This window comes from Actinomadura nitritigenes, from assembly GCF_017573545.1.
GTDB classification, from domain to species: Bacteria; Actinomycetota; Actinomycetes; order Streptosporangiales; family Streptosporangiaceae; genus Spirillospora; species Spirillospora nitritigenes.
Genome location: NZ_JAGEOK010000001.1, coordinates 416,664 through 437,294, shown reverse-complemented (window position 1 = coordinate 437,294; position 20,631 = coordinate 416,664). Strand labels below are relative to the sequence as shown.

The following is a 20,631-nucleotide window of genomic DNA, read 5'->3' as shown; positions in this document are numbered from 1 at the left end:
TCTCTTATCCGGCGCCCGTCTCCGGTTATTTGTCCGGTTCCGGCTCGCCGGCCGCGGTGGGCCCGTCCGCGGGCTCGCCCGCGTGCGCGTCGGCGGGCGCGGCCCCCGGGACGCGGGCGCCGCCGCGGACCAGCCGCCCGACCTCCGCGCGCAGCCGGACGAACTCGGGGAGCCCGCGGGTCTCGATCTGGTCCCGGGACGCGGGCAGCCCCACCGGGATGTCGGCGTGCACCCGGGCCGGCGACCGGTTCAGGACGACCACCCGGTCGCCGACGTAGACGCTCTCGTCGATGTCGTGGGTGACCAGCAGGATCGTCAGCTTCCCGGCGCGGTGCACGCTCAGCACCAGGTCCTCGAGGTCCTCCCGGGTCTGGGCGTCCACCGACCCGAACGGCTCGTCCATCAGCATCAGCGACGGCCGGTAGGCCAGGGCCCGCGCGATCGACACGCGCTGCTGCATGCCGCCCGACAGCTGCCACGGGTACTTGCGGCCCGCGTCGTGCAGGCCGACCGACTCCAGCGCCTCGTCGGCGGCGGCGCGGCGCTCGGCCCGGGAACCGCCGCGCCGGCGCAGCGGCATCGCCACGTTGTCGCGGACGGTCAGCCACGGGAACAGCGAGCGGCTGTAGTCCTGGAACACCACGGCGAGGTCGTCCGGCACGCCGTCGATCGGCGCGCCGTGCATCTCCAGGGTGCCGCCGGTCGGGCGGATCAGCCCGGCGATGCAGCGCAGCAGGGTGGACTTGCCGCACCCGGAGGGTCCGACGATGCTGAGCAGCTGCCCGTCCGGGACGGTGAGGTCGAGGCCGTCGAGCGCGGTGTGCCCGCCGGTGTAGGTGTGCGTGAGGCCGGTGATCCGGAGCATCGCGGACGCCTTTTCTGTGGGGGTGTCAGTTCGTCGGCCGCCGCGCGCCGGTGTGCCACGCCAGCAGCCGCCGTTCGAGGACCATGAAGACTCCGTTGAACAGCAGGCCGAGCACGCCGAGCATGACGATCCCGGCCCACATGGTGGGCAGCTCGAAGGCGCGCTGAGCGTCCAGCAGCTCGGCGCCGATGCCGGTGGTGCTGCCGACGATCTCCGACAGCACCATGAGGATCAGCGCGAACGACAGCGCGACGCGCAACCCCGCGAAGATCTTCGGCGCCGCCGCCGGCAGGATGATCATCAGCAGCCGGCGGGGCCGGGAGATGCCGAAGACCCGCGCCGTGTCCAGCTGGAGCGGGTCCACCGCGCGGACGCCGTCGGCGGTGTTCAGCAGGACCGGCCACACCACCCCGAACGCGATCGTGACGATCTGCATCGTGGTGCCGATCTGGAACACCACGATGAAGAACGGCACCAGGGTCGGCGGCGGAACCGCGCGCAGGAACTGCAGCACCGGGTCCAGCAGGTCGTTCAGCACCCGGGAACGGCCGATCGCGGCGCCGATCGCCACCCCGGCCGCGCCGGCGGCGGCCCAGCCGACGAACAGGTGGGCGAGGCTGCTGGAGAAGTCGTCCACCGCGTTGCCGGTCAGGAACGCGTGCGAGGCGGGCCCGGAGAACCACACCTCGTGCAGCGCGTCGATGATCCTGGTGGGCGGCGGGAAGTACGTCTCGTCCGTCGCGGACGTGACGAGCTGCCAGACGGCCACGGCGAGCGCGACGAGCCACACCCGCTCGGCGAGCCCGCGGACCGGTCGGCCGATCCTCATGCGATCCCCTCCACCCGCGCGGCGTGCCAGCGGAACGCGACCCGCTCCAGCGCGATCAGCGCGGTGTTGGCGAGCAGCCCGAGCACCCCGGCCCAGCACGCGCCGGCCAGCATCAGGTCGGTGCGCCCGCCGCCCTGCTGCGTCTCGGTCAGGTAGATGCCGATGCCGTCGTCGCCGCCGACCAGCAGCTCGGTGCTGATCAGCACGACGAGGGCGACCGAGGCGGCGATCCGCACGCCGGTGGCGATGAACGGGGCCGCGCTCGGCAGCGACACCCGCCACAGCACCGACGGCGCCGAGAACCCGAACGCCCGCAGCGTGTCCTTGGCGACCGGGTCGACGTCGCGCAGCGCGTACAGGGTGTTGACGAGGATCGGCCACAGGCAGGCGTAGAAGATCAGCGACAGGTTCGTCTGCGCCGGCGAGCTGAACAGCAGGGTGGCCAGCGGGATCAGCGCGACCGACGGGACGGGCCTGCACAGCTCGACCAGCGCGCGGGAGGCGGTGCCGAGCAGCGGCACCGAGCCGAGCAGCACGCCCAGCGGCACCGCGGCCAGCACCGCGAGCAGCAGCCCGAGCAGCCATTCGCGCACCGTCGCGCCGACGTCCACCAGGAACTCGCGGTCGGCGGCGAGCCTCCCGGCCTCCTTCAGCACGGTCGAGGCCGGGGGGAGGGAGGTCTCGTCCACGAGGCCGGAACGGCTGACCGCCTCGAGCACGCCGACCACCACGACCGCTCCGGCCGCGCCGAGGGCGATGCGGCGAGGGGTCATGAAGCCGGGGCCAGCAGCAGCGGCTTCACGTCCATCTTCGTGGTGATGTACCCGAACTGCTGCATGACGTCCGGCACCCGCTGCAGCCGGGTCGCGTCGAGCGAGGTCGGGTAGGTGCCGTAGCTCATGGTCGCGGCGACGTTCGCGTCGATCCCCTTGGCGTAGGTGGGCACGATCTGCTCGACGAGCTTGCGGTCGGCGGCCATGCCCTCGCCCTTGACCAGCGCGCGCTGGAACGCGGCGACCGTCTTCGGGTTCTTGCCGGCGAACTTCGCCGTGGCGGCGTACCCGGCGATCGGGAACTGCGCGGTCGGCCCGCTGGACAGGTCGGCGACCATTCGCGCGCCCATCGACCGCGCCATCTGCGTGCCGAACGGCTCGATCGCCTGGACGGCGTCGACGCTCTTGTTCTTCAGCGCCGCCTCCATGTTGGGCGGCGGGATCTCGACGAAGTTCTTGTCCTCGTCGAACGTGACGCCCTGCGCCTGTCCGGCGGCGCGCACCAGCAGCGTGCTGACGTTGCGCTTGGTGTTGACGCCGATCTTCTTCCCGGCCAGGTCCCTGATCGTGCGGTAGGGGGAGTCGCCGCGCACCATCAGCGTGTGGGTCTTCGGCGCGCCCTGGAAGCCGTCGGCGACGACCTTCGGCTTGAAGCCGGGGTCCTTGGACGCCGCGGTGAACAGCGACACGTAGTTGCCGAAGGTGATGTCGAGCTGGCCGCTCTTCAGCAGCGGGATGGCCTCGGCGCCGCCGCTGACGACGCGGGTCCTGACCGTGAGGCCCTCGGCCTTGAACAGGCCCTTCTGGATCGCGATCTGCAACGGCGCGGTGTCGGCGATCGTCATGGTGCCGACGGTGATCGTGGACTCCTCCAGTCCGTTGGCCGATTTCTTGCCGTCCGAGCCGCCGCACGCGGTGGCCGAGAGCGCGACCGCGACGGCGAGCGCGCCGCCGAGAGCGGCGCGGGGGAAGGTGGCGGACATGGGCGACGCTCCATTGCGGGAGGGGCAGCCGACTGGGAACCGATCTTCCGGTGAGTGCGGGGAGCGTAGCGCATCGCCTGCCCGATCGCGGGAGAAATGTGGCGTATGTGCTGGTTTGAGGAGAAAATTGTGAACAGGATTGTTCCACCGTTCGGAACCCGGAAAGCACGGGGCCCCGGCCGCGCCGCGACCGGGGCCCCGCGGGCGTGCGCCCTACTTCTTCGCGGGCTCCTCCACGGAGGCGTCCGCCTCGGCCGCGCCGCCCTCCTCGACCGGGGCGTCGGCCGTGCCGGCGGCGTCCGCCGCCTCCGACTCCTTGACGACGCCGCGGACCAGCCGCCCCACCTCGGCCCTGAGCCGCACGAACTCCGCGTCGGCCCGAGTGCCGATCTGGTCGCGGTCGGCGGGCAGCGTGACCGGCAGCTCGTCGCGGACCCGGCCGGGGTTGCGGGCGAGCACCACGACCCGGTCGCCCAGGTAGACGCTCTCGTCGATGTCGTGCGTGACGAGCAGCATCGTCATGCCCTCGGCCCGGTGCACCTGCAGGACGAGGTCCTCCAGGTCCTCGCGGGTCTGCGCGTCGACCGACCCGAACGGCTCGTCCATCAGCATCAGCGTCGGCTTGTAGGCCAGCGCCCGGGCGATCGACACCCGCTGCTGCATGCCGCCCGACAGCTGCCACGGATACTTGCCCGCCGCGTCCTCGAGCCCGACGGACGAGAGCGCCTCGACGGCCCGCGCGCGCCGGTCGGCCTTGCCGAGCCCGCGGCGGCGCAGCGGCAGCGCCACGTTGTCGCGCACCGTCAGCCAGGGCAGCAGCGAGCGGCTGTAGTCCTGGAACACCACGGCGAGGTCGTCGGGCACGCCGTCGATGGGCGTGCCCTTCAGCACGACCTTCCCCTCGGTCGGCGGGACGAGCCCGGCGATGCAGCGCAGCAGCGTCGACTTGCCGCACCCGGAGGGTCCGACGATCGTGACGAGCTCGCCCTCGCCGACCTTCAGGTCGATGCCGTCCAGCACGCGGTGCGCGCCGTAGGAGTGGCCCAGCCCGGATATCTCCAGCATCTCGCTCACCGTGCCCAAGGCTCGTCGTAGAGGGCGGCGTTGTCGGCCGCGACGCGGACGTCGATGACGAACGGCCCGTCGTGCCCGAGGCCCTCCGCCATCGCGGCGTCCAGGTCCGCCGCGCTCGTGACGGTCCGGCCCGCGCAGCCGAACCCCTGGGCGAGCGTGACGAACTCGATGCCGGGCAGGTCGGTGCCCGGGACGCTGTCCATCTTGATGCGCCGGCCGAGGGCCTTCACCGCGCCGTAGCCCTGGTTGTTCAGGATGACGACCGTCATCGGGACGTTGTGCTGCACGGCCGTCCAGAGGCCCTGCACCGAGTACATGACGGCGCCGTCGCCGATGACGCAGACGATGCGCTCGCCCGACCCGGCGAGGGCGCGCCCGACGGCGACGGGCAGGCCCCAGCCGAGGGCGCCGCTGCCGGTGGTGAGGAAGCCGCCGGGCCGGGTGATGGGCAGGCGGGCGTGGAACATGTCCCGGTAGCTCGGGACCTCCTCGACGATGACCGCGTCCTCGGGCATCCGCTCCCGCAGCGTCTCGACGACCAGCGCCGCGTCGATCGGGTCGGTCGCGGCGGGCTTTCCGAGCCGCTCGAGCGGCTCGGGCAGCGGCCGGTCGGCCTTGTCGACCAGCTCCAGCAGGCCGGACACGCCCGCGGCGATCGTGGTGAGCACGCTGGTGCCGACGGGCGCCCACGCGGTCTGCGACGGGTCGCAGTCGAAGTGGAACAGCCGCGCCCCCGCCGGGATGACCGGGCCCTCGCTGTGCACGTGGTACGTGAAGATCGGCGCGCCGAGCGCCAGGATGACGTCGTGGCCCTCCAGCCGCGCCGAGAGCTGGTCGCGGACGGGCGGGAGGAAGCCGCGGAACAGCGCGTGGTCCTCCGGGAACCCGGACCGCCCCGACAGCGGGCTGATCCAGACCGGCGCGCCGGTCCGCTCGGCGAGCGCCAGCACGCCGGGCAGCGCGTCCTCGTCCTCGACGCCCGGGCCGACGATGACGACCGGGTTCGCGGCCCCGTTCAGCGCCTCGGCCACCTCGCGGAGCGCGGCGGGGGAGGCGGTGAAGTCGCTGCGGACCTCGCGGTCGGGGACGGGCTCGGCGAGGTGCTCCCAGTCGTCCTCGGGGACGGAGAGGAACACCGGGCCGCGCGGCGGCGTCATCGCGACCCGGTACGCCTCGGCGAGCGCGGCGGGCACGTCCTCGGCGCGCTCGGGCTGCCGGCTCCACTTCACGTAGGGGCGCGGGAAGAGGGCGGGCTCGTCGGCGCCGAGGAACGGGTGGGTCGGCAGCATCGCGCGCGACTGCTGGCCGGCGATGATGACGACGGGCACCCGGTCGCGGTAGGCGTTGAAGACCGCGCCGAGGGAGTGGCCGACGCCGCCGGCGGAGTGCAGGCTGACCAGCGTCGCGTTGCCGGTGCCGAGGGAGTGCCCGGCGGCGGCCGCCACCGCGACGGTCTCCTGCAGCGCGAGCACGTACTCGAAGTCTCCCGGGAAGTCGCGGAACATCCGCAGCTCGGTCGAGCCCGGGTTCCCGAAGACCGTGGTCATCCCCACTCGCCGGCAGAAGTCGAAGAACGCCTCCCGGACCGTGAGCTCGGTCGTCATGAATCCGCCTTTCGCGCCCCGCGGTGCCAGGAGAGGACACGCCGTTCCACCGCGAGCAGGATCGTGTTGAACAGGTAGCCGAGGATGCCGAGCAGCACGATGACCGACCAGACGGTCGGCAGGTCGGACTGGCTCTGCGCGTTCGACAGCTCGAACCCGAGGCCGTCGGAGGTGCCGGGCAGCAGCTCGGAGAAGATCATCAGGATCAGGGACAGGGACAGGGCCAGCCGCAGCCCCGCGAAGATCTTCGGCATCGCCGAGGGGACGATGACGTACCGGATCCGGTCCACCGCGGAGAACCGGAACGCCTCGGCGGTCGCCATCTGCATGGGGTCGACGCTGCGCGCGCCGTCCGCGGTGTTGAGCAGGACGGGCCAGATCGCGCTGAAGACGATCGAGGCGACCTGCATCTCCGTGCCGATCTTGAACAGCACGATGAACACCGGCACCAGGGTCGGCGGCGGGATGACGCGGGCGAACTGCATGAGCGGCTGCAGGTAGGCCAGCACCCGCTCGGAGCGGCCGAGCGCGATGCCGAGCACGACGCCCGCGACCACCGACAGGGCGAGGGCGAGCGCCATCCGGCCGAGGCTCGGCGCGATGGAGTCGCCCGCCTCCGTGCTGAAGTACAGGTGGCTCGGCGGCCCGGACAGCCATATCTCCCGCATCCGCTTGACGATCTGGGAGGGCGGCGGGAAGAAGACGCTGTCGGACGCGCGGGTGACCGCCTCCCAGCCCGCCACGAGGACGGCGAGGGGCAGCAGCCGGTGCAGCAGCCCGCGGGCGATCCGCACGGCCGCCCCGCCGCGGGCGGTGCGGCCGGTGCCGGCGGTGAGCGTCGCCGCGGTCACGATGCACCACTCCTCTGCGCCTTGTGCCAGTGGAACACGCGGTTCTCGACCTGCACCAGGACGGTGTCGATGAGCAGGCCGAGGCAGCCCGCCCACACCGTCCCGGCGAGGACGTCGCGGGTGCCGTCGGGGACGTTGCCGGCCTGCGCGATGAACATGCCGAGGCCGTCGCCGAAGCCGGACAGGATCTCGGTGCCGACGGCCAGGATGAGCGCGATCGACGCGGCCAGCCGCACGCCCGTCGCGATGAACGGCGCGGCGCTCGGCAGGGAGACGCGCAGCAGCACCTGGATCCGGCCGAACCCGAAGCTGCGCAGCGTCTCCTTCGCCGTGGGGTCGACGTCGTCCAGCCCGTACATGGTGTTGAAGAGGATGGGCCAGCTGGAGGCGTACACGATGAGCGGCACCTCCATCTTCAGGCCCGAGCCGAGCAGCAGCCCGGCCAGCGGGATGAGGGCGACCGAGGGGATCGGGCGCAGGAACTCCACGATCGCGCGGACCGCGGTGTTGACCGCCGGGACGCTGCCCAGCAGCAGCCCGAGGGGGACCGCGATCGCGATCGCGAGCAGCGTGCCGAGCGCCCACGCGGTGAGCGTGGCGCGCACGTTGAACAGGAAGTCGGAGTCACCGAACAGCTCGAACGCGCGGGCGGTGACGTCGGATGCGGGGGGCAGATAGGAACGGTCCACAATCCCGGCCCGGCCGAGGGCCTCGCTCGCCAGGAACAGGACCGCCACCCCGGCGGCCCCCCGCGCCCACTTTCCTGGGCGGGAGAGGCCGCGGGGCGGCGTCGGCTCGTGTGCCATGGGTGAATCAGCGTCCTGCCGTCACGACGTCGGCTGGAAGAGGATGGACTTCAGGTCGGGCTTCTGCTTGAGCAGGCCCGAGGTGGTCATCAGGTCCACGATCTGCTGCATCCGGGTGGTGCTCAGCGACGTCGGGTAGCCGGGCAGCGTGATGACCGAGGCGACCTGCGGGTCGATCTTGGCGTAGCCGGGCAGGACCTCCTCGACGCGCTTGCGGTCCTGGGAGGCGATCTTCTGCGCCTTGATGATCGCGCTCTGGAACGCCGCCGCGGTCTTGGGGTTCTTCTTCGCGAACTCCTGGGTGCTCACGAAACCGCTGATCGGCATGCCGGTGACCGGCTCGCTGCCGCCGTCGACGACGACGCGGGCGCCGTCCTTCTTCTCGATGTCGGACAGGAACGGCTCGACGGTGTGGATCGCGTCGACCTGCCCCTTCTGCAGCGCGGAGGCCATCTGCGGGAACGGGATGGCGACGTACTGGACCTTCTTCGGGTCGACGTTGTTGGCCTTGAGGATCGAGTCCAGGGTGAGGCCCTGGATGTTGTTCAGGATGTTGACCGCGACCTTCTTGCCCTCCAGGTCCTTGGCGGTCTTGATCTTGGAGTTGGGCATGACCAGCACGTTCATCATGTTCGAGGTGAGCGTGGCCCCCTCGGCCAGGATGCTGAGCTTGAGCGCGCCCTGCTCGTTGGCCTGCAGGAACGAGACGTAGTTGGCGCCCGCGATGGCGTCCACCTCGCCGTTCTTCAGCGCCGGCAGCGCCTTGATGCTCTGCTGCACCGGCACGATCTTGACGTTCAGGCCCTCGGCCTTGAACAGGCCCTGCTTCTGGGCGATGTAGAGCGCCGCACCGTCCACCAGGGGCAGTGAGGCGACCTTCATCTCCTTCTTCTCCAGGCCGTTGCCGCCGCCGGAGTCGTCCGAACCTCCGCAGCCGGCGGCCAGGGACGTAACGAGGGCGAGGGCGCTGACCAGCGCCAGAAGACGTCTGGATTGCCGCATCGGGCACTCCTTAACTCACGGGGGAAGTTGCTTCGGCAGGGCTCGGGCAGGCCAGGGCTCATGAGCCAGGGGAACGGCTGCGGCCGCCTCTCCCGCCGTGCCTGAAGATCACGTGCGTCGGGAGGGTATCGCGGACTGGGCGTCTTAGGGGGTTTGGGACGGAATTGCGTGACTCTCTTGTGTCCTTCAGTGGACCGATCGGCGTTGCCGGCGCCGCGGTGTCATTCCTGGTGGGGGCGGTGGCGGGGGTGCCGGGGGCGGTGGCGCGGCCGACCGTTGTTACTGGCCGGTAAGGCCGTTGGGATTCGATTCGATAACTTGTCGAATGGCCGGCGCGGGCGCCGCTTTCCCCTTGCGGTTAAGGGCTTGTCGCAGCCGTTGTGACAATCCATTGCTGAGTGAATACGGAGCGTGATCGACTTTTCGGTTTCGGGTCGCGCCGTTCTCGCCGGCCGATGGAAGGAGGCGCGAGAGCAGGTCGCTTTACCGAGTGTAATCGATCGAATGCGCGGAGTTCGAGTGCGCACCGTGACGACCGGTGACTCGGAAAACGGACATATGGGCATGAAATCGCGATCGCCTCGTCGGTTCTTATCCACTCCCCTAGGGTCCTTTGCGGCATATCCATGGATGTGCTGCAATATCGGGCGCCGGAGGTGGAGACGATGTTGCCATGACCCTTCGCGCCGATGAGGTCACGGAGTGTGCGGCATCGTGAGGGAGAGGGTGTTGACGGCGGATGCAACCAAGCGACGAGGGTCGCGACCGTGCTCGGCCTGGTGACGTCGAGGTGCAGTCGGACCATCCGGCACGGCCAGGCGGGCCGCCGCGATCGGGCGGGCGGCTCCGGCTGCGGAACTGGCGGGTGCCCCAGCGCCTGATCGTGCTGATCCTGGTGCCAACGCTCGCCGCCGTCGTACTGGCCGGCCTGCGGATCTCCAGTTCCGTGGACAAGACGGAGAGCTACGGCCGCGTGCAGCAGATGGCCGAGGTGGGCGTGGAGATCACCCGGTTCGTCCAGGAGTTCACCGCCGAACGCGACGAGGCCGTCGAGTACATCGCGGGCGGCCGCTCCGCCGCGCTCCTGCCGGCCCTGCAGGCCCAGCAGCGCAAGACCGACGCGCTGGTCGGGCCGGTGCTGGAGGACACCGGGAAGATCAACGGCTCCTACGGTTCCGAGGCCGTCCGCGACGCCACCACGGTGAAGAGCCGCCTGGACGGGCTGAAGGCGCTGCGCTCCCTCGTCGTCGGCACCAAGGTCCCGCCCTTCATCGTCCTCGAGAAGTACACCGAGGCGGCCCGGGAGCTGACCTCGGTCCTGGACGGCATCGCGCAGAACGTGGCGGACGACAAGCTCTCGGAGTCGGTCCGTGCGCTCGGCGCCCTCGCGCGCGCCAAGGAGGCGGTGTCCCGCGAGCGGGCCCTGCTGCTCATCGGCGCGCGGAGCAAGCAGCTCGACATCCAGGAGCTCAACGAGCTCACGGCGGCGCGCGCACAGGAGGACAGCGAGCTCGCTGCCTTCCGCGACTCCGCGTCCCTGGACCAGGTCCAGCTCTACGAGGACACGGTCGTCGGCCCCAAGGTCGACCAGGCCCGTGACGTCCGGCAGCGGGTGATCTCGGCGGCGAGCGCGACCAACGGGCTGCTGCCCGCGTCGCTGCGGACCTCCCGCGCCGCGAGCGCCATGCGCGTCGCGATGACCGCGATGGTCGACCAGATGCGCCAGGTCGAGCAGAAGCTCGCCGGCGACGTCCACACCCACAGCCGCGACCAGGGCACGGCCGCGCGCAACTCGACGATCCTCGACTCGGCGCTGATCGCCGCGCTGCTGATCGTCGTCCTGCTGATCACGATCGTGATGGCCCGGTCGCTGGTGCGGCCGCTGCGGCGGCTGCAGTCCGGCGCGCTGGAGGTCGCCAGCAGCCGGCTGCCCGGCCTGGTCGACCGGCTGCGCGACCCCGAGGCCGCCGCGGGCGGCATCGAGGTCGCGCCGATCGAGATCGACTCGACCGACGAGATCGGCCAGGTCGCGCGCGCCTTCGACGAGGTCCACCGCGAGGCGGTCCGGCTGGCGGCCGACGAGGCCGTCCTGCGAGGCAACATCAACGCGATGTTCGTCAACCTGTCGCGGCGCAACCAGTCGCTCGTCGAGCGGCAGCTGCGCCTGATCGAGGACCTGGAGCAGAGCGAGCGCGACGAGGAGCAGCTCGGCAGCCTGTTCCGGCTGGACCACCTCGCCACCCGCATGCGCCGCAACAACGAGAACCTGCTGGTCCTCGGCGGCCAGGAGCAGGCCCGCCGGTGGAACAAGCCCGTCCCGCTGATCGACGTCGTCCGCGCCTCGCTGTCGGAGGTCGAGCAGTACGAGCGGGTCGCGCTGCGCGTCCAGGGCGACATGACCGTCGCCGGGCCCGTCGTCAACGACCTCGTCCACCTGCTCGCCGAGCTGGTGGAGAACGCGCTGGAGTTCTCCTCCGAGCACACCAAGGTCACCGTCTCCGGGCAGCTGCTCAGCGGCGGCGGCTCCATGCTGCAGATCACCGACAACGGCGTCGGGATGGCGCCCGAGGAGCTGGAGCAGGCCAACTGGCGACTGGCGAACCCGCCCGTCATCGACTTCTCCGCGGCGCGCCGCATGGGCCTGTTCGTGGTCGGCCGCCTGGCCGTCCGGCACGGCATCCGCGTCGAGCTGCGGGCCGCGCAGGGCGGCGGGCTCACCGCGTTCGTCGTGCTGCCGGACGCGGCGGTCACCCCCGGCGAGCCCGCGGGCGTCGGCGCCCGCGGCCTCGGCTCCCGCGACACCGGGGGCAGCGGCCAGCTCGCCGCGCTCACCACCACCGCCGCCGAGCCGCCCGCCGCCGGGGGCGCCTTCCGCCAGGACGACTTCGGGCCCGCCGCCGGATTCGGCGCGGGCACCGGGGGCAACCCGATGGTCGGCCACACCGGCCCGCTGCGCCCGCTGCGCGGCGCCACCGGGCCGCAGCCGATGATGGGCGGCCCCCTCCATTCGGGCGACGGCACCGGACCGCAGTCGCCCCTGACGACGGGCCCGCTGACCCCGGCCGCCGGCACCGGAGCGCACGCCGCCCCGGCCACCGGCCCGCTGCCGGCCGTCCCGCCGGACCTGCCGCGGCCGGCGGACGTCGCGCCGCCGAACGACCCGTACGGCGCCGCCGCCGACGCGGGCTCGCGCTCGGCGAGCGACCTGCCCGTCCGCCGTCCCGGCGCGCAGCTGCGCGGCCGCCAGTCCGAGGCCGGCCGGCAGGACAACGTGTTCCAGCCGCCCAGCGAGCGGGCGCGGAACGCCGCCAACGGCTACCAGGACGCCCCCAACGGCTACCAGGACGCGGGCGGCGGCTACCAGGACGCGGCCAACGGGTTCCGCGACGGGCGCGGCCGGCACACCGGGCCGCAGCCCGTGGTCCCCGAGGCCCAGCCCGTGGTGCCCGAACCGGGCTCCCGGCGCCAGCAGATCCCCTGGGAGACCGGGCCGCTGGAGCAGGTCGCCGGAGAGGGCCCGCACGCCGGCGGCTCCCGCAACGGGGCCCCGGCCCGCGGCCGCGCCGCGGACCCGCGGCGCCGCGAGCCCGTCCCGGAGCCGCCGGCCTACGAGCAGAACGGCTACGAGCAGAACGGCTACGAGCGGAACGGCTATGATCAGCCCGCTCCCTCCGCGCATCAGCCGCCGGCGCCGGCCGGAGCGAAGCCGCCACCGCGCGTACCCGAGCGTTCGCCGATCTTCGATGCGATGCAGTCGGAATGGTTCCAGCGCCGGACGGGAGGGGACGTGGGCGAGGATCCGGGCAAGGGCTGGGAGTCCCCCGCGGACGAGGGCTTCCGCGCCGCCGAGGCGATCCGCGAACCGGTCGCGGGGAGCCGCACGCAGGTCGGGCTGCCCAAGCGCGTCCCAGGCAAGAACCGCATCCCCGGGGCGGTCGGCAACCGGCCGGCCGCCGGGGCCGGGCAGCAGCAGCAGCCCCAGGCGGCGCCGCCGCCCGCGGGCGGCGGCCGGACGCAGCCGGTACCGCGTCCGGGAGCGCCCGTGCAGGACCAGCAGTCGTCCGGCCAGTCGGCCGACGTCGTGCGCAACCGTTTCGCGAGCCTGCAGCGCGGGGTCCATCGGGGCCGCAACGAGGCTCGTGGCGGGGGCACGTCAGGTGAGGTGCCGTCACAGGGTGACGGCGAGACGGGAGGCACCCGGTGAGCGGGCAGGATCTCAACTGGTTGGTGACGAACTTCGCGGACCGTGTCGCGAAGGTCGCGCACGCCGTCGTGGTCTCCTCCGACGGATTGCCGATGGCCTACTCCGCGGGCTTCCCGCCCGAGCGGGCGGACCAGCTGTCGGCGATCGCCTCGGGGTTGATGAGCCTGACCCAGGGCGCGGCGAAGATCTTCGACGCGGGCGGCGTGAACCAGACGGTCGTGGAGATGGACCGCGGCCTGCTGTTCGTGATGTCCATCGCGAACGGGTCGGTGTTCGCGGTGCTCGCGGCGCCCGACTGCGATCTCGGGCTCGTCGCCTACGAGATGACGCTGCTGGTCGAGCGGGTGGGCCGGGTGCTGACGCCGGCGCTGCGCGCGCAGGATCCGCAGCAGCCGTACGGCGGCGGCCCCTCGGTGACCGAGATGGGCGCCGGCCCCGCCCGCTTTTGACCGTGACTGACTCTGACGGAGGTCGGCGACATGGATCGAGGCAGTCCCTTCGGAGGCGGTCCGGGAGGTCCCGGGCGCTGGCCCGGTGATCCGCGCTCGGTACAGGACCGACCGGAAGGGCGGGACGAGGGGGACGGCAGCTCGCTGGTGCGCCCCTACGCGATGACCGGCGGGCGCACCAAGCCGCGGTACGACCTGGCGATCGAGGCCCTGGTGACGGCGGCGCCGTACCCGCCGCGCGACGTGGCCATGCTGACCCCGGAGTACCGGGCGATCATGGACCTGTGCCGGTCGGCCCGCTCGGTGGCCGAGGTGTCCGCGCTGCTGCGGATGCCGCTCGGCGTGGCCCGGGTCCTCGTCGCGGACATGGCCATGGAAGGGCTGCTGCGCCTGCACCAGTCGACCCCCACGACGGCCGGCGGCCAGCCGGACCTCCGCTTGCTAGAAAGGGTGCTCAGTGGCCTTCGGAAGCTCTGACCAGGTCCCGCCCCCGGGGCCGCACGGACCCGAGGCGGAGCTGACCTCGGTGAAGATCGTCGTCGGCGGCGGGTTCGGCGTCGGCAAGACCACCTTCGTCGGATCGGTCTCGGAGATCATGCCGCTCACCACCGAGGCGGTGATGACCGCGGCCAGCGCCGACGTGGACGACCTGTCGGCCGTCCCGGACAAGACGACCACCACGGTCGCGATGGACTTCGGCCGCGTGTCGCTGGACAGCGAGCTGATCCTGTACCTGTTCGGCACCCCCGGCCAGCACCGCTTCTGGTTCATGTGGGACGACCTGGTCCGCGGCGCGATCGGCGCCGTCGTGCTGGTCGACACCCGGCGGCTCGAGGACTGCTTCGCGGCGGTCGACTACTTCGAGGAGCTCGGCCTGCCGTTCGTCGTGGGCGTCAACGGGTTCCACGGCGAGTTCCAGTACGCGATCGAGGACATCCGCGAGGCGCTGTCGATCAGCGGCCACGTGCCGATCGTGCAGTGCGACGCGCGCAGCCGCGAGTCGACGAAGCAGGTGCTGATCACGCTCGTGCAGCACGCGATGTCGGTGCACGCCGCGGGCGCCCCGGCGGGCGCCTCCGCGCCGCCCGCCGCGTCCGGCGGTCAGCTGGGCACGGCGTCGCCGAGCTGGACCTGACGCGGGGCCGGATCCCGGAGCGGATCCGGCGCCTCGCGACGGGCGGGCCGGCCGGTGTCGGGTGCCCCACATCCCCCGTGGTTACGGTCGCGTAGATTGTGTGCACGATGCATGATTGTCTGACGTGACCGACTATGAACCAGTGCCAGGGCCCGCGATGGACGAACTGGAGAAGATCCGTACCTACGTGGCCATCGGCGACAGCTTCACCGAGGGCCTGAACGACCCCTACCCCGGCGAGGACGACCGCTTCCGCGGCTGGGCCGACCGGCTCGCCGAGCACCTCGCCGAGCACAGCCCCGGCCTCCGCTACGCGAACCTCGCGGTGCGCGGCAAGCTCGTCCGGCAGATCGTGGACGACCAGGTGCCGCGCGCCGTCGAGCTGAACCCCGACCTGGTGACGTTCTGCGCGGGCGGCAACGACATGATCCGCCCCGGCGCCGACCCCGACGCGCTCGCGGTGGTGTTCGACGACGCGGTCCGGCGGCTGCGCGCCACCGGCTCCCGCGTGGTGGTCTTCACCGGGTTCGACACCCGCGGGCTGCGCAGCGGCTCGCGCATCCGCGGCAAGGCCGCCACCTACAACATGCACCTGCGCGCCATCGCCGACCGCCGCGGCTGCTCGGTCGTCGACCTGTGGTCGCTGCGGATCTTCAACGACCCGCGCGCCTGGTACGAGGACCGGCTGCACCTGTCGCCCGAGGGGCACCGCCGCATGGCCCTGTTCGTCGCGGGCGTCGTCGGCGTCCCGGTGAAGGACGACTGGCGCGAGCCGTGGCCGCCGCTGGACCCGGTGGACTGGCTGACCTCGCGCCGCGAGGACCTGCACTGGGCCCGCGCCCACCTGCTGCCGTGGATCGGCCGCCGCGCCAGGGGCCGCTCGTCCGGCGACGGCCGCGGCCCGAAGCGCCCGCTCCCGACGGAGCTGCGGTCGCGGGAGACGGCGGGCTGACCTGGAGGACACCTTTCTCGAGCGGGCGCGCTAGGCGCGGGGGGCCTCGTGCGGCGCGTCCGACGGGGCCGGGAGCGCACCGTCCCCGTGGGCGGCGCCGCGCGGGGGATTGGGGGCGGCGGCGCCGTGCGCGGACAGGGCCGCCTCCAGCGACGCCTGGACGGGGATGCGGCGGTGCAGGCCGGTGATCTCCAGGGCGCGGCGGACGACGGGACGCGGGCCGGCGAGGGTGAGGCTGCCCCCGGCGGCCGTGGCGGCCTTGTAGCAGCCGACGATGACCGACAGGCCCTGGGAGTCCATGAAGTCCAGCTCGGCGAGGTCGAGGATGAGGTGGTCGCCGTGCTCGCGGCGGGCGGCCTCCAGGTGCCGGCGCAGCTCGTCGGAGCCGGCGATGTCGAGTTCGCCGCGCAGGCGCACGACGGCGCGTCCGGCATGCGAGCGGGCGGTGACTTCCAGCGGTGGCACGGGGGTTCCGCCTCCTAGGGGCCGGGCGCCGCCGGGCGCGGCGCCCGGCGGATATTTTCCGTACGACAACTATCGCCGAGGAGCGGCCGCGTGCCAACCCGGCGCGACGGGATGTGCGTGATCGCGCCGGGTCGTAGGGTGCTTGCCAGACGTGACGACCCCGCCCCGCCGCATAGGAGAAGGACCAGGTGCGTTCCCCCCGGCTGCCGGACCATCTCGAACTGCTGCTCACCGAGGAGCCCGTGCTCGACGTGTACGCGCACGGGCCGTGGCGCGTGCCCGACGGGCTCTACGAGCGGATGCGGGAACGGGCGGTCGCCTACAACGCCGACCCCCGCGCGGCGCTGCTCCCGCGCCGGCTGAGCGACTTCTACGGGGAGGGGACGAGCGCGGCGGGCGCCGAGCAGTGGTCGCTGCTGACGTTCCTGCTGGGCGCGTCGGCGGTGCGCGGCGGGTCCCGCGGCGACGTCGACTACGAGCTGCTGTCGGACTTCCTGGCGACGCCGGAGCCGGCCGTCCGCGAACCGGTCGCGTGGTTCACCCAGGGCGGGCGGTGGCGCCCGCCGGGCCTGTGGCTGCCCGAGCCGGCCGGAGACGACCGCGAGCTGCGGGCGGTGATGCTGGAGCTGGCGCGCGACGGCCTGGACGTCTTCGACGGCCTGGAGCCGCTGGAGCGGCGCCGCCGGGCGCTGGCGGGCCTGTTCGACCGGCGGGCCGCCGACCCGGAGCTGCGGGAGCTGGACCTCGCGGTCCCGCAGGAGCGGCTGGAGGAGGTGTGGACGGCCGGGCTGACCGACGAGGAGCTGGAGGTCCTGCCCGAGCTGGCCGGGCCCGTCGGGTACCTCGGCTGGGCGTGCGACGGTCTCGACGCGGCGCACGCGCGGCTGTCGGAGGCCGTCCTGGACGGCGACGGCGCGGACGCCGCACTGGCCAAGCTGCTGCTGGCGGCCGAGGCGGCGGCCGTCCCGGCGGAGTTCGCGGTCGCGCTGGGGGCCGACCGCTACGAGAACGTGCAGGAGCGGTTCCGCGCGGTCCGCGCGGGGTTCTCCGTCGAGGCGTGGCAGCAGGACGTGCGCGGGTGGCTGGCGCGCGGGCTGGTCGCGGGGGAGGCGGACGCGGCGCGGGCCTGGCTGGACATGGCGGTCCGCGTCACCGGCGCCGTGCAGGGCCTGCCGGACGCGCCGACGAGCCCGCGCTGCCGCGTCCCGGTGCGCCCGTTCCAGTCCGATCTGCGGCGGCTGTTCGCGGCGCGCCGCGTCGCCAACCCGCTGGTCGGCCTGCTCTCCCCGGACGCGGCGCGCGAGGTCCGCAAGGAGGCGCCGCCCGGGCCGGGCGAGGCCGTCCAGGACGGCCCGCCGCAGGACGAGGGGGGCGGCGAGCTGGTCGGGCAGCCGGAGCTGGCACGCGCCGTCCAGGACGCGCTGGCGGCGCGCCTGGCGGGGGAGCGGCCCGTCCGGCTGCTGATCGCCGGCCCGGAGGGCACCGGCAAGGGCACCGCCGTCGAGCTGCTGGAACGGCGGCTGGCCGCAGGCGGCGCCGTCCGCGAGGCGCTGTGGGTCTCCGACCAGGTGTTCGCCTCGCTCGGCGTGAGCGACGCCGCGCTGTGGCTCCAGGCCCGCGTCCGCGACTGCGTCGAGGGCCGGATGCTGCTGGTCGTGGACGACCTGGAGCGGCTGGTCTCCTACGAGCGCTGCGGCGCTGCGGCGGTCGAGGAACTGCGCCGGCTCATGGCGCGCTCGCCGCGCCTGGACGTCGTCGCGCTGTGCCGCCCCGGCGGCGACAGGCGGCTGTTCGACGCCAACCCGGCGCTCGTCCGGGCGTTCGACGTGGTCCGCACGCACGACTTCGCCGAGGACGACTTCGCCGAGCTGTTCACCCGGGCCGTGCGCGCGCGGGGCGCCGAGGTGCCGGCCGAGGTCGCCGCGACCGCCGGGGTGCTGCTCAGCAGGACGCAGCCGCTGCTGAACCTGCGCGGCGCGCGGCTCGCCGAGCACACCGCGGCGCAGTGCGTCGCGTCCGCGCGGGCCCGCGGCGACCGGGACGTCCCGGAGGTGACCGCCGCCGACCTGCCGCAGCGGCTCATCCCGGGCCGGCCCGCCGAGACCGACCCGTTCGCCGAGCTCGCCGCCTGCGCCGGCATCGCGCCCGTCAAGCGTGAGGTGGACGCGCTGGTCGCCGAGGCCAAGGCGGCCCGGCTGCGCCGTGAGGCGGGCATGGCGCTCGCCGCGCGCCCTCGGCACCTGGTGTTCACCGGCAACCCCGGCACCGGCAAGACCAAGGTCGCGCGGATCCTCGGCCGGATCTACGCCGGGCTCGGCGTGCTGTCGTCCGGGCACATGGTGGAGGTGGAGCGCGCCGACCTGCTCGGCGAGTACGCCACCGAGAGCGTGCTGCGGGTGCGCCGCGCCGTCGAGCAGGCGCTCGGCGGGGTCCTGGTCGTCCGGGACGCGCACGCGTTCGTCGCGGCGGCGGCGGACGCCGCGCGCGGCCGCGAGGTCCTCGACGTGCTCCTCACGACCGTCCAGGCGCACACCGACGACCTGGTGGTCGTGCTGACCGGGCCGCAGGCGGAGATGAACGGGCTGCTGAAGTCCCATCCCGACCTCGCCGCGCTGTTCCCCCGGAACGTCCACTTCCCCGACCTCACCGACGACGAGCTGGTGCAGGTGTTCGCGGGCAAGGCCGCCGACGGCGGGTTCGCGCTCGCCCCCGGCGTCCTCGACAAGGTCCGCGCGCTCGCCCACGCCGCGCCGCGCGACAACGGCTTCGGCAACGCCCGCATCATGATCAACCTGCTGGACCGGGCGGTCGCGATGCAGGGCCGCCGCGTGCTCGCCGACGGGGTCGTCGACGAGGGCGAGTCGCTCGACGAGATCCTCCTCGAGGACGTCCCCGACGCCCTCGCCCGCGCCGGCGGCGACGTCTCCACCGACCCGCTCGGCGAGATCGCCCGGCTCATCGGGCTCAAGGAGATCAAGCGGCAGGTGGACGCGCTGGTCGCCGAGGCCCGCGCCGAGCAGCTGCGCCGCGACGCCGGCGTGCCGCTGACCGCCCCGACCCGGCACATGGTGTTCATGGGCAACCCCGGCACCGCGAAGACGACCATCGCCCGGCTGATCGCGGCCGTGTACGCGCGGCTCGGCCTGCTGTCGTCCGGGCACCTGGTCGAGGTCACCCGCGCCGACCTCGTCGCCGAGTTCATCGGGCAGACCGCGCCCCGGGTGCGGGCCGCGGTCGAGCGGGCGCTCGGCGGCGTGCTGTTCATCGACGAGGCGTACGCGCTGACCTCGACGGGCGGCGGCGACCAGCGCGACTTCGGCCACGAGGCGATCGCCGAGCTGCTGCGGCTGATGGAGGAGCACCGCGCCGACCTGGTGGTCATCGTGGCGGGCTACGACGCGGAGATGGAGCGCTTCCTCAAGTCCAACCCGGGCCTGGAGTCGCGCTTCCCGCAGGTCCTGCGCTTCCCCGACTACTCCGACGACGAGCTCGTCACGATCTTCGAGCTGATGGCGGCGACGGCCGGCCTCACCCTGGACCCCGGCGTCCCGGGCGCGCTGCGCCGGCTCGTCGCCGCCCAGCCGCGCGGCTCCTCGTTCGGCAACGCCCGCCTCGTCCGGAACCTGCTGGACGCCGCGGTGTCCCGGCAGGCGCAGCGCATCACCGCCGCCCACGACGCGGACCCCGCCGCCATCGACCCCGCCGAGGTCCGCCTCCTCCGCCCGGAAGACCTCCCCGAAACGCCCCCGGACGACACGAGCGCCAACGCCTTCGGCCCCTACATCTGACCGCTCCGGCCCGGCCCCGCGGGTGAGCGCCGCGTGGAGGACCAGTGGCGCGGGTGGCGGGTCAGGTTGTACCCCCCGACGGCGGCGGCGGCCGCCAGGACCCCGCCGCCGAGCGTCCACCACCACCGGCTGGACGGCCAGGAGAACCAGCCCTTGACGCGGTCGGACGGCTTCGGAGCCGAACTCGCCGCGGACGGCGACGCCTCTGGCGCGGCGCCCGGAGCGAGGGTCGTCCCCGGATTGACGGCCGGGGACAGGGGCGCCTTCAGCTTCGCCCCGGCCGGCTGCGCGTCGCCGTTCCGCGCGCTGATCCGCACGTCCGCCTGGATCCGCTGCCCGAGGTCCTGCTCGGGCAGGCTGCTCGCCGACAGGCGCAGGTAGTAGGTGCCGGGCAGCGGATCGTCCGACCAGGGCTCGGCCCACGCGCGGACCTGCCGCAGCGTGCAGCGGAGCCGGACGCTCGCCGCGCCCGCGGCGGCGGTCGCGTTCTGCGGCCCGGCCGTGCACGCCTGGCGGCGGCGCAGCCCGTCGAAGACGTCGGCCGTGTACGTCGCGGCGCCGTGCCGGCCGCCCGCCGGCGGCAGCGTGACGGTCACGGTGACGCGGTCGGTCTGCCCGGCGGAGGCCGCGAACGACCAGTACAGATGGTCGCCGGTCGACGCGGACACCCGGACCGGCTGTCCCGGTTCCACGACGGTGGCCGTCAGGAAGGACGTCCCGGCCGTGCCGACCGTCGGGCGGGGCGCGGGCGAGCCGCCGGCGGCGGCCGGCCCGGCGGCGAGGAGAAGGAGGCCGCCGGCGGAGGCGGAGGCGGCGAGCAGGGAGCCGGCGAGACGAGGCGTGGCGCGCAC

Annotated in this window: 17 protein-coding genes; 6 read left to right on the top strand and 11 right to left on the bottom strand. The window is 73.4% G+C overall.

The window, feature by feature from the left end:
* Positions 1 to 25: 25 nt before the first annotated feature.
* The 9 genes from J4557_RS01715 to J4557_RS01675 form a co-directional block, all read right to left on the bottom strand.
* Positions 26 to 865, bottom strand: coding sequence for an ABC transporter ATP-binding protein (locus tag J4557_RS01715; protein WP_208264496.1), 840 nt, complete (start codon positions 863 to 865; stop codon positions 26 to 28).
* A 25-nt stretch (positions 866 to 890) separates the two neighbouring features.
* A complete protein-coding gene (locus tag J4557_RS01710) occupies positions 891 to 1,694 on the bottom strand; it encodes an ABC transporter permease (RefSeq protein ID WP_208264495.1) in 804 nt (267 codons plus the stop codon).
* Complete coding sequence (locus J4557_RS01705) at positions 1,691 to 2,467, bottom strand: ABC transporter permease (protein ID WP_208264494.1); 777 nt, start codon at positions 2,465 to 2,467, stop codon at positions 1,691 to 1,693. Before J4557_RS01705 ends, J4557_RS01710 begins: the two co-directional genes overlap by 4 nt.
* On the bottom strand, positions 2,464 to 3,450 hold the full coding sequence (locus tag J4557_RS01700; protein ID WP_208264493.1) for an ABC transporter substrate-binding protein: 987 nt from the start codon (positions 3,448 to 3,450) through the stop codon (positions 2,464 to 2,466). The genes J4557_RS01705 and J4557_RS01700 overlap by 4 nt, the downstream gene beginning before the upstream one ends.
* Positions 3,451 to 3,663: 213 nt before the next feature.
* Positions 3,664 to 4,515 carry an ABC transporter ATP-binding protein gene (locus J4557_RS01695; RefSeq protein ID WP_208264635.1) on the bottom strand — a complete coding sequence of 284 codons (852 nt, stop codon included), beginning with the start codon at positions 4,513 to 4,515 and terminating at the stop codon, positions 3,664 to 3,666.
* Positions 4,516 to 4,520: 5 nt separating this feature from the next.
* Entirely contained in the window at positions 4,521 to 6,128 is a 1,608-nt protein-coding gene (gene mdlC, locus J4557_RS01690) for a benzoylformate decarboxylase (protein WP_208264492.1), read from the bottom strand.
* A complete protein-coding gene (locus J4557_RS01685) occupies positions 6,125 to 6,979 on the bottom strand; it encodes an ABC transporter permease (protein WP_307799279.1) in 855 nt (284 codons plus the stop codon). The genes mdlC and J4557_RS01685 overlap by 4 nt, the downstream gene beginning before the upstream one ends.
* On the bottom strand, positions 6,976 to 7,785 hold the full coding sequence (locus J4557_RS01680; protein ID WP_208264491.1) for an ABC transporter permease: 810 nt from the start codon (positions 7,783 to 7,785) through the stop codon (positions 6,976 to 6,978). Before J4557_RS01680 ends, J4557_RS01685 begins: the two co-directional genes overlap by 4 nt.
* 21 nt (positions 7,786 to 7,806) lie before the next feature.
* Positions 7,807 to 8,787: an ABC transporter substrate-binding protein gene (locus J4557_RS01675; RefSeq protein ID WP_208264490.1), complete on the bottom strand. Its 981-nt coding sequence runs from the start codon at positions 8,785 to 8,787 to the stop codon at positions 7,807 to 7,809.
* 865 nt (positions 8,788 to 9,652) lie between these two features.
* Here J4557_RS01675 and J4557_RS50680 point away from each other — a divergent pair.
* The 5 genes from J4557_RS50680 (at position 9,653) to J4557_RS01650 (ending at position 15,527) form a co-directional block, all read left to right on the top strand.
* The gene (locus J4557_RS50680; protein ID WP_307799277.1) at positions 9,653 to 12,991 is read left to right on the top strand and encodes a nitrate- and nitrite sensing domain-containing protein; all 3,339 of its coding nucleotides are present in this window, start codon (positions 9,653 to 9,655) and stop codon (positions 12,989 to 12,991) included.
* Positions 12,988 to 13,440 (top strand): roadblock/LC7 domain-containing protein, encoded by a 453-nt coding sequence (locus J4557_RS01665; RefSeq protein ID WP_208264488.1) that lies wholly within the window; start codon positions 12,988 to 12,990, stop codon positions 13,438 to 13,440. The genes J4557_RS50680 and J4557_RS01665 overlap by 4 nt, the downstream gene beginning before the upstream one ends.
* A 30-nt stretch (positions 13,441 to 13,470) precedes the next feature.
* Positions 13,471 to 13,917 (top strand): DUF742 domain-containing protein, encoded by a 447-nt coding sequence (locus J4557_RS01660; protein WP_208264487.1) that lies wholly within the window; start codon positions 13,471 to 13,473, stop codon positions 13,915 to 13,917.
* Positions 13,918 to 13,957: 40 nt separating this feature from the next.
* The gene (locus tag J4557_RS01655; RefSeq protein ID WP_208264633.1) at positions 13,958 to 14,575 is read left to right on the top strand and encodes a GTP-binding protein; all 618 of its coding nucleotides are present in this window, start codon (positions 13,958 to 13,960) and stop codon (positions 14,573 to 14,575) included.
* Between the two features lie 157 nt (positions 14,576 to 14,732).
* Positions 14,733 to 15,527, top strand: coding sequence for an SGNH/GDSL hydrolase family protein (locus J4557_RS01650; protein ID WP_208264632.1), 795 nt, complete (start codon positions 14,733 to 14,735; stop codon positions 15,525 to 15,527).
* Between the two features lie 30 nt (positions 15,528 to 15,557).
* On the opposite strand, the gene J4557_RS01645 is transcribed toward J4557_RS01650, so the two are convergent.
* A complete protein-coding gene (locus tag J4557_RS01645; RefSeq protein ID WP_208264486.1) occupies positions 15,558 to 15,992 on the bottom strand; it encodes an STAS domain-containing protein in 435 nt (144 codons plus the stop codon).
* Between the two features lie 188 nt (positions 15,993 to 16,180).
* Here J4557_RS01645 and J4557_RS51470 point away from each other — a divergent pair, with 188 nt between their 5' ends.
* The gene (locus J4557_RS51470) at positions 16,181 to 19,780 is read left to right on the top strand and encodes an AAA family ATPase (RefSeq protein ID WP_208264485.1); all 3,600 of its coding nucleotides are present in this window, start codon (positions 16,181 to 16,183) and stop codon (positions 19,778 to 19,780) included.
* Here the strand turns inward: J4557_RS51470 and J4557_RS01635 are convergent.
* Positions 19,771 to 20,631 (bottom strand): hypothetical protein, encoded by an 861-nt coding sequence (locus tag J4557_RS01635; protein WP_208264484.1) that lies wholly within the window; start codon positions 20,629 to 20,631, stop codon positions 19,771 to 19,773. The genes J4557_RS51470 and J4557_RS01635 overlap by 10 nt on opposite strands.

Bases quoted from the DNA above. Each gene is read 5' to 3' on its own strand.
- J4557_RS01715 (WP_208264496.1), bottom strand. From the start codon at position 865: ATGCTCCGGATCACCGGCCTCACGCACACCTACACCGGCGGGCACACC.
- J4557_RS01705 (WP_208264494.1), bottom strand. From the start codon at position 2,467: ATGACCCCTCGCCGCATCGCCCTCGGCGCGGCCGGAGCGGTCGTGGTG.
- J4557_RS01710 (WP_208264495.1), bottom strand. From the start codon at position 1,694: ATGAGGATCGGCCGACCGGTCCGCGGGCTCGCCGAGCGGGTGTGGCTC.
- J4557_RS01660 (WP_208264487.1), top strand. From the start codon at position 13,471: ATGGATCGAGGCAGTCCCTTCGGAGGCGGTCCGGGAGGTCCCGGGCGC.
- J4557_RS01700 (WP_208264493.1), bottom strand. From the start codon at position 3,450: ATGTCCGCCACCTTCCCCCGCGCCGCTCTCGGCGGCGCGCTCGCCGTC.
- J4557_RS01695 (WP_208264635.1), bottom strand. From the start codon at position 4,515: ATGCTGGAGATATCCGGGCTGGGCCACTCCTACGGCGCGCACCGCGTG.
- J4557_RS01650 (WP_208264632.1), top strand. From the start codon at position 14,733: ATGGACGAACTGGAGAAGATCCGTACCTACGTGGCCATCGGCGACAGC.
- J4557_RS01675 (WP_208264490.1), bottom strand. From the start codon at position 8,787: ATGCGGCAATCCAGACGTCTTCTGGCGCTGGTCAGCGCCCTCGCCCTC.
- mdlC (WP_208264492.1), bottom strand. From the start codon at position 6,128: ATGACGACCGAGCTCACGGTCCGGGAGGCGTTCTTCGACTTCTGCCGG.
- J4557_RS01680 (WP_208264491.1), bottom strand. From the start codon at position 7,785: ATGGCACACGAGCCGACGCCGCCCCGCGGCCTCTCCCGCCCAGGAAAG.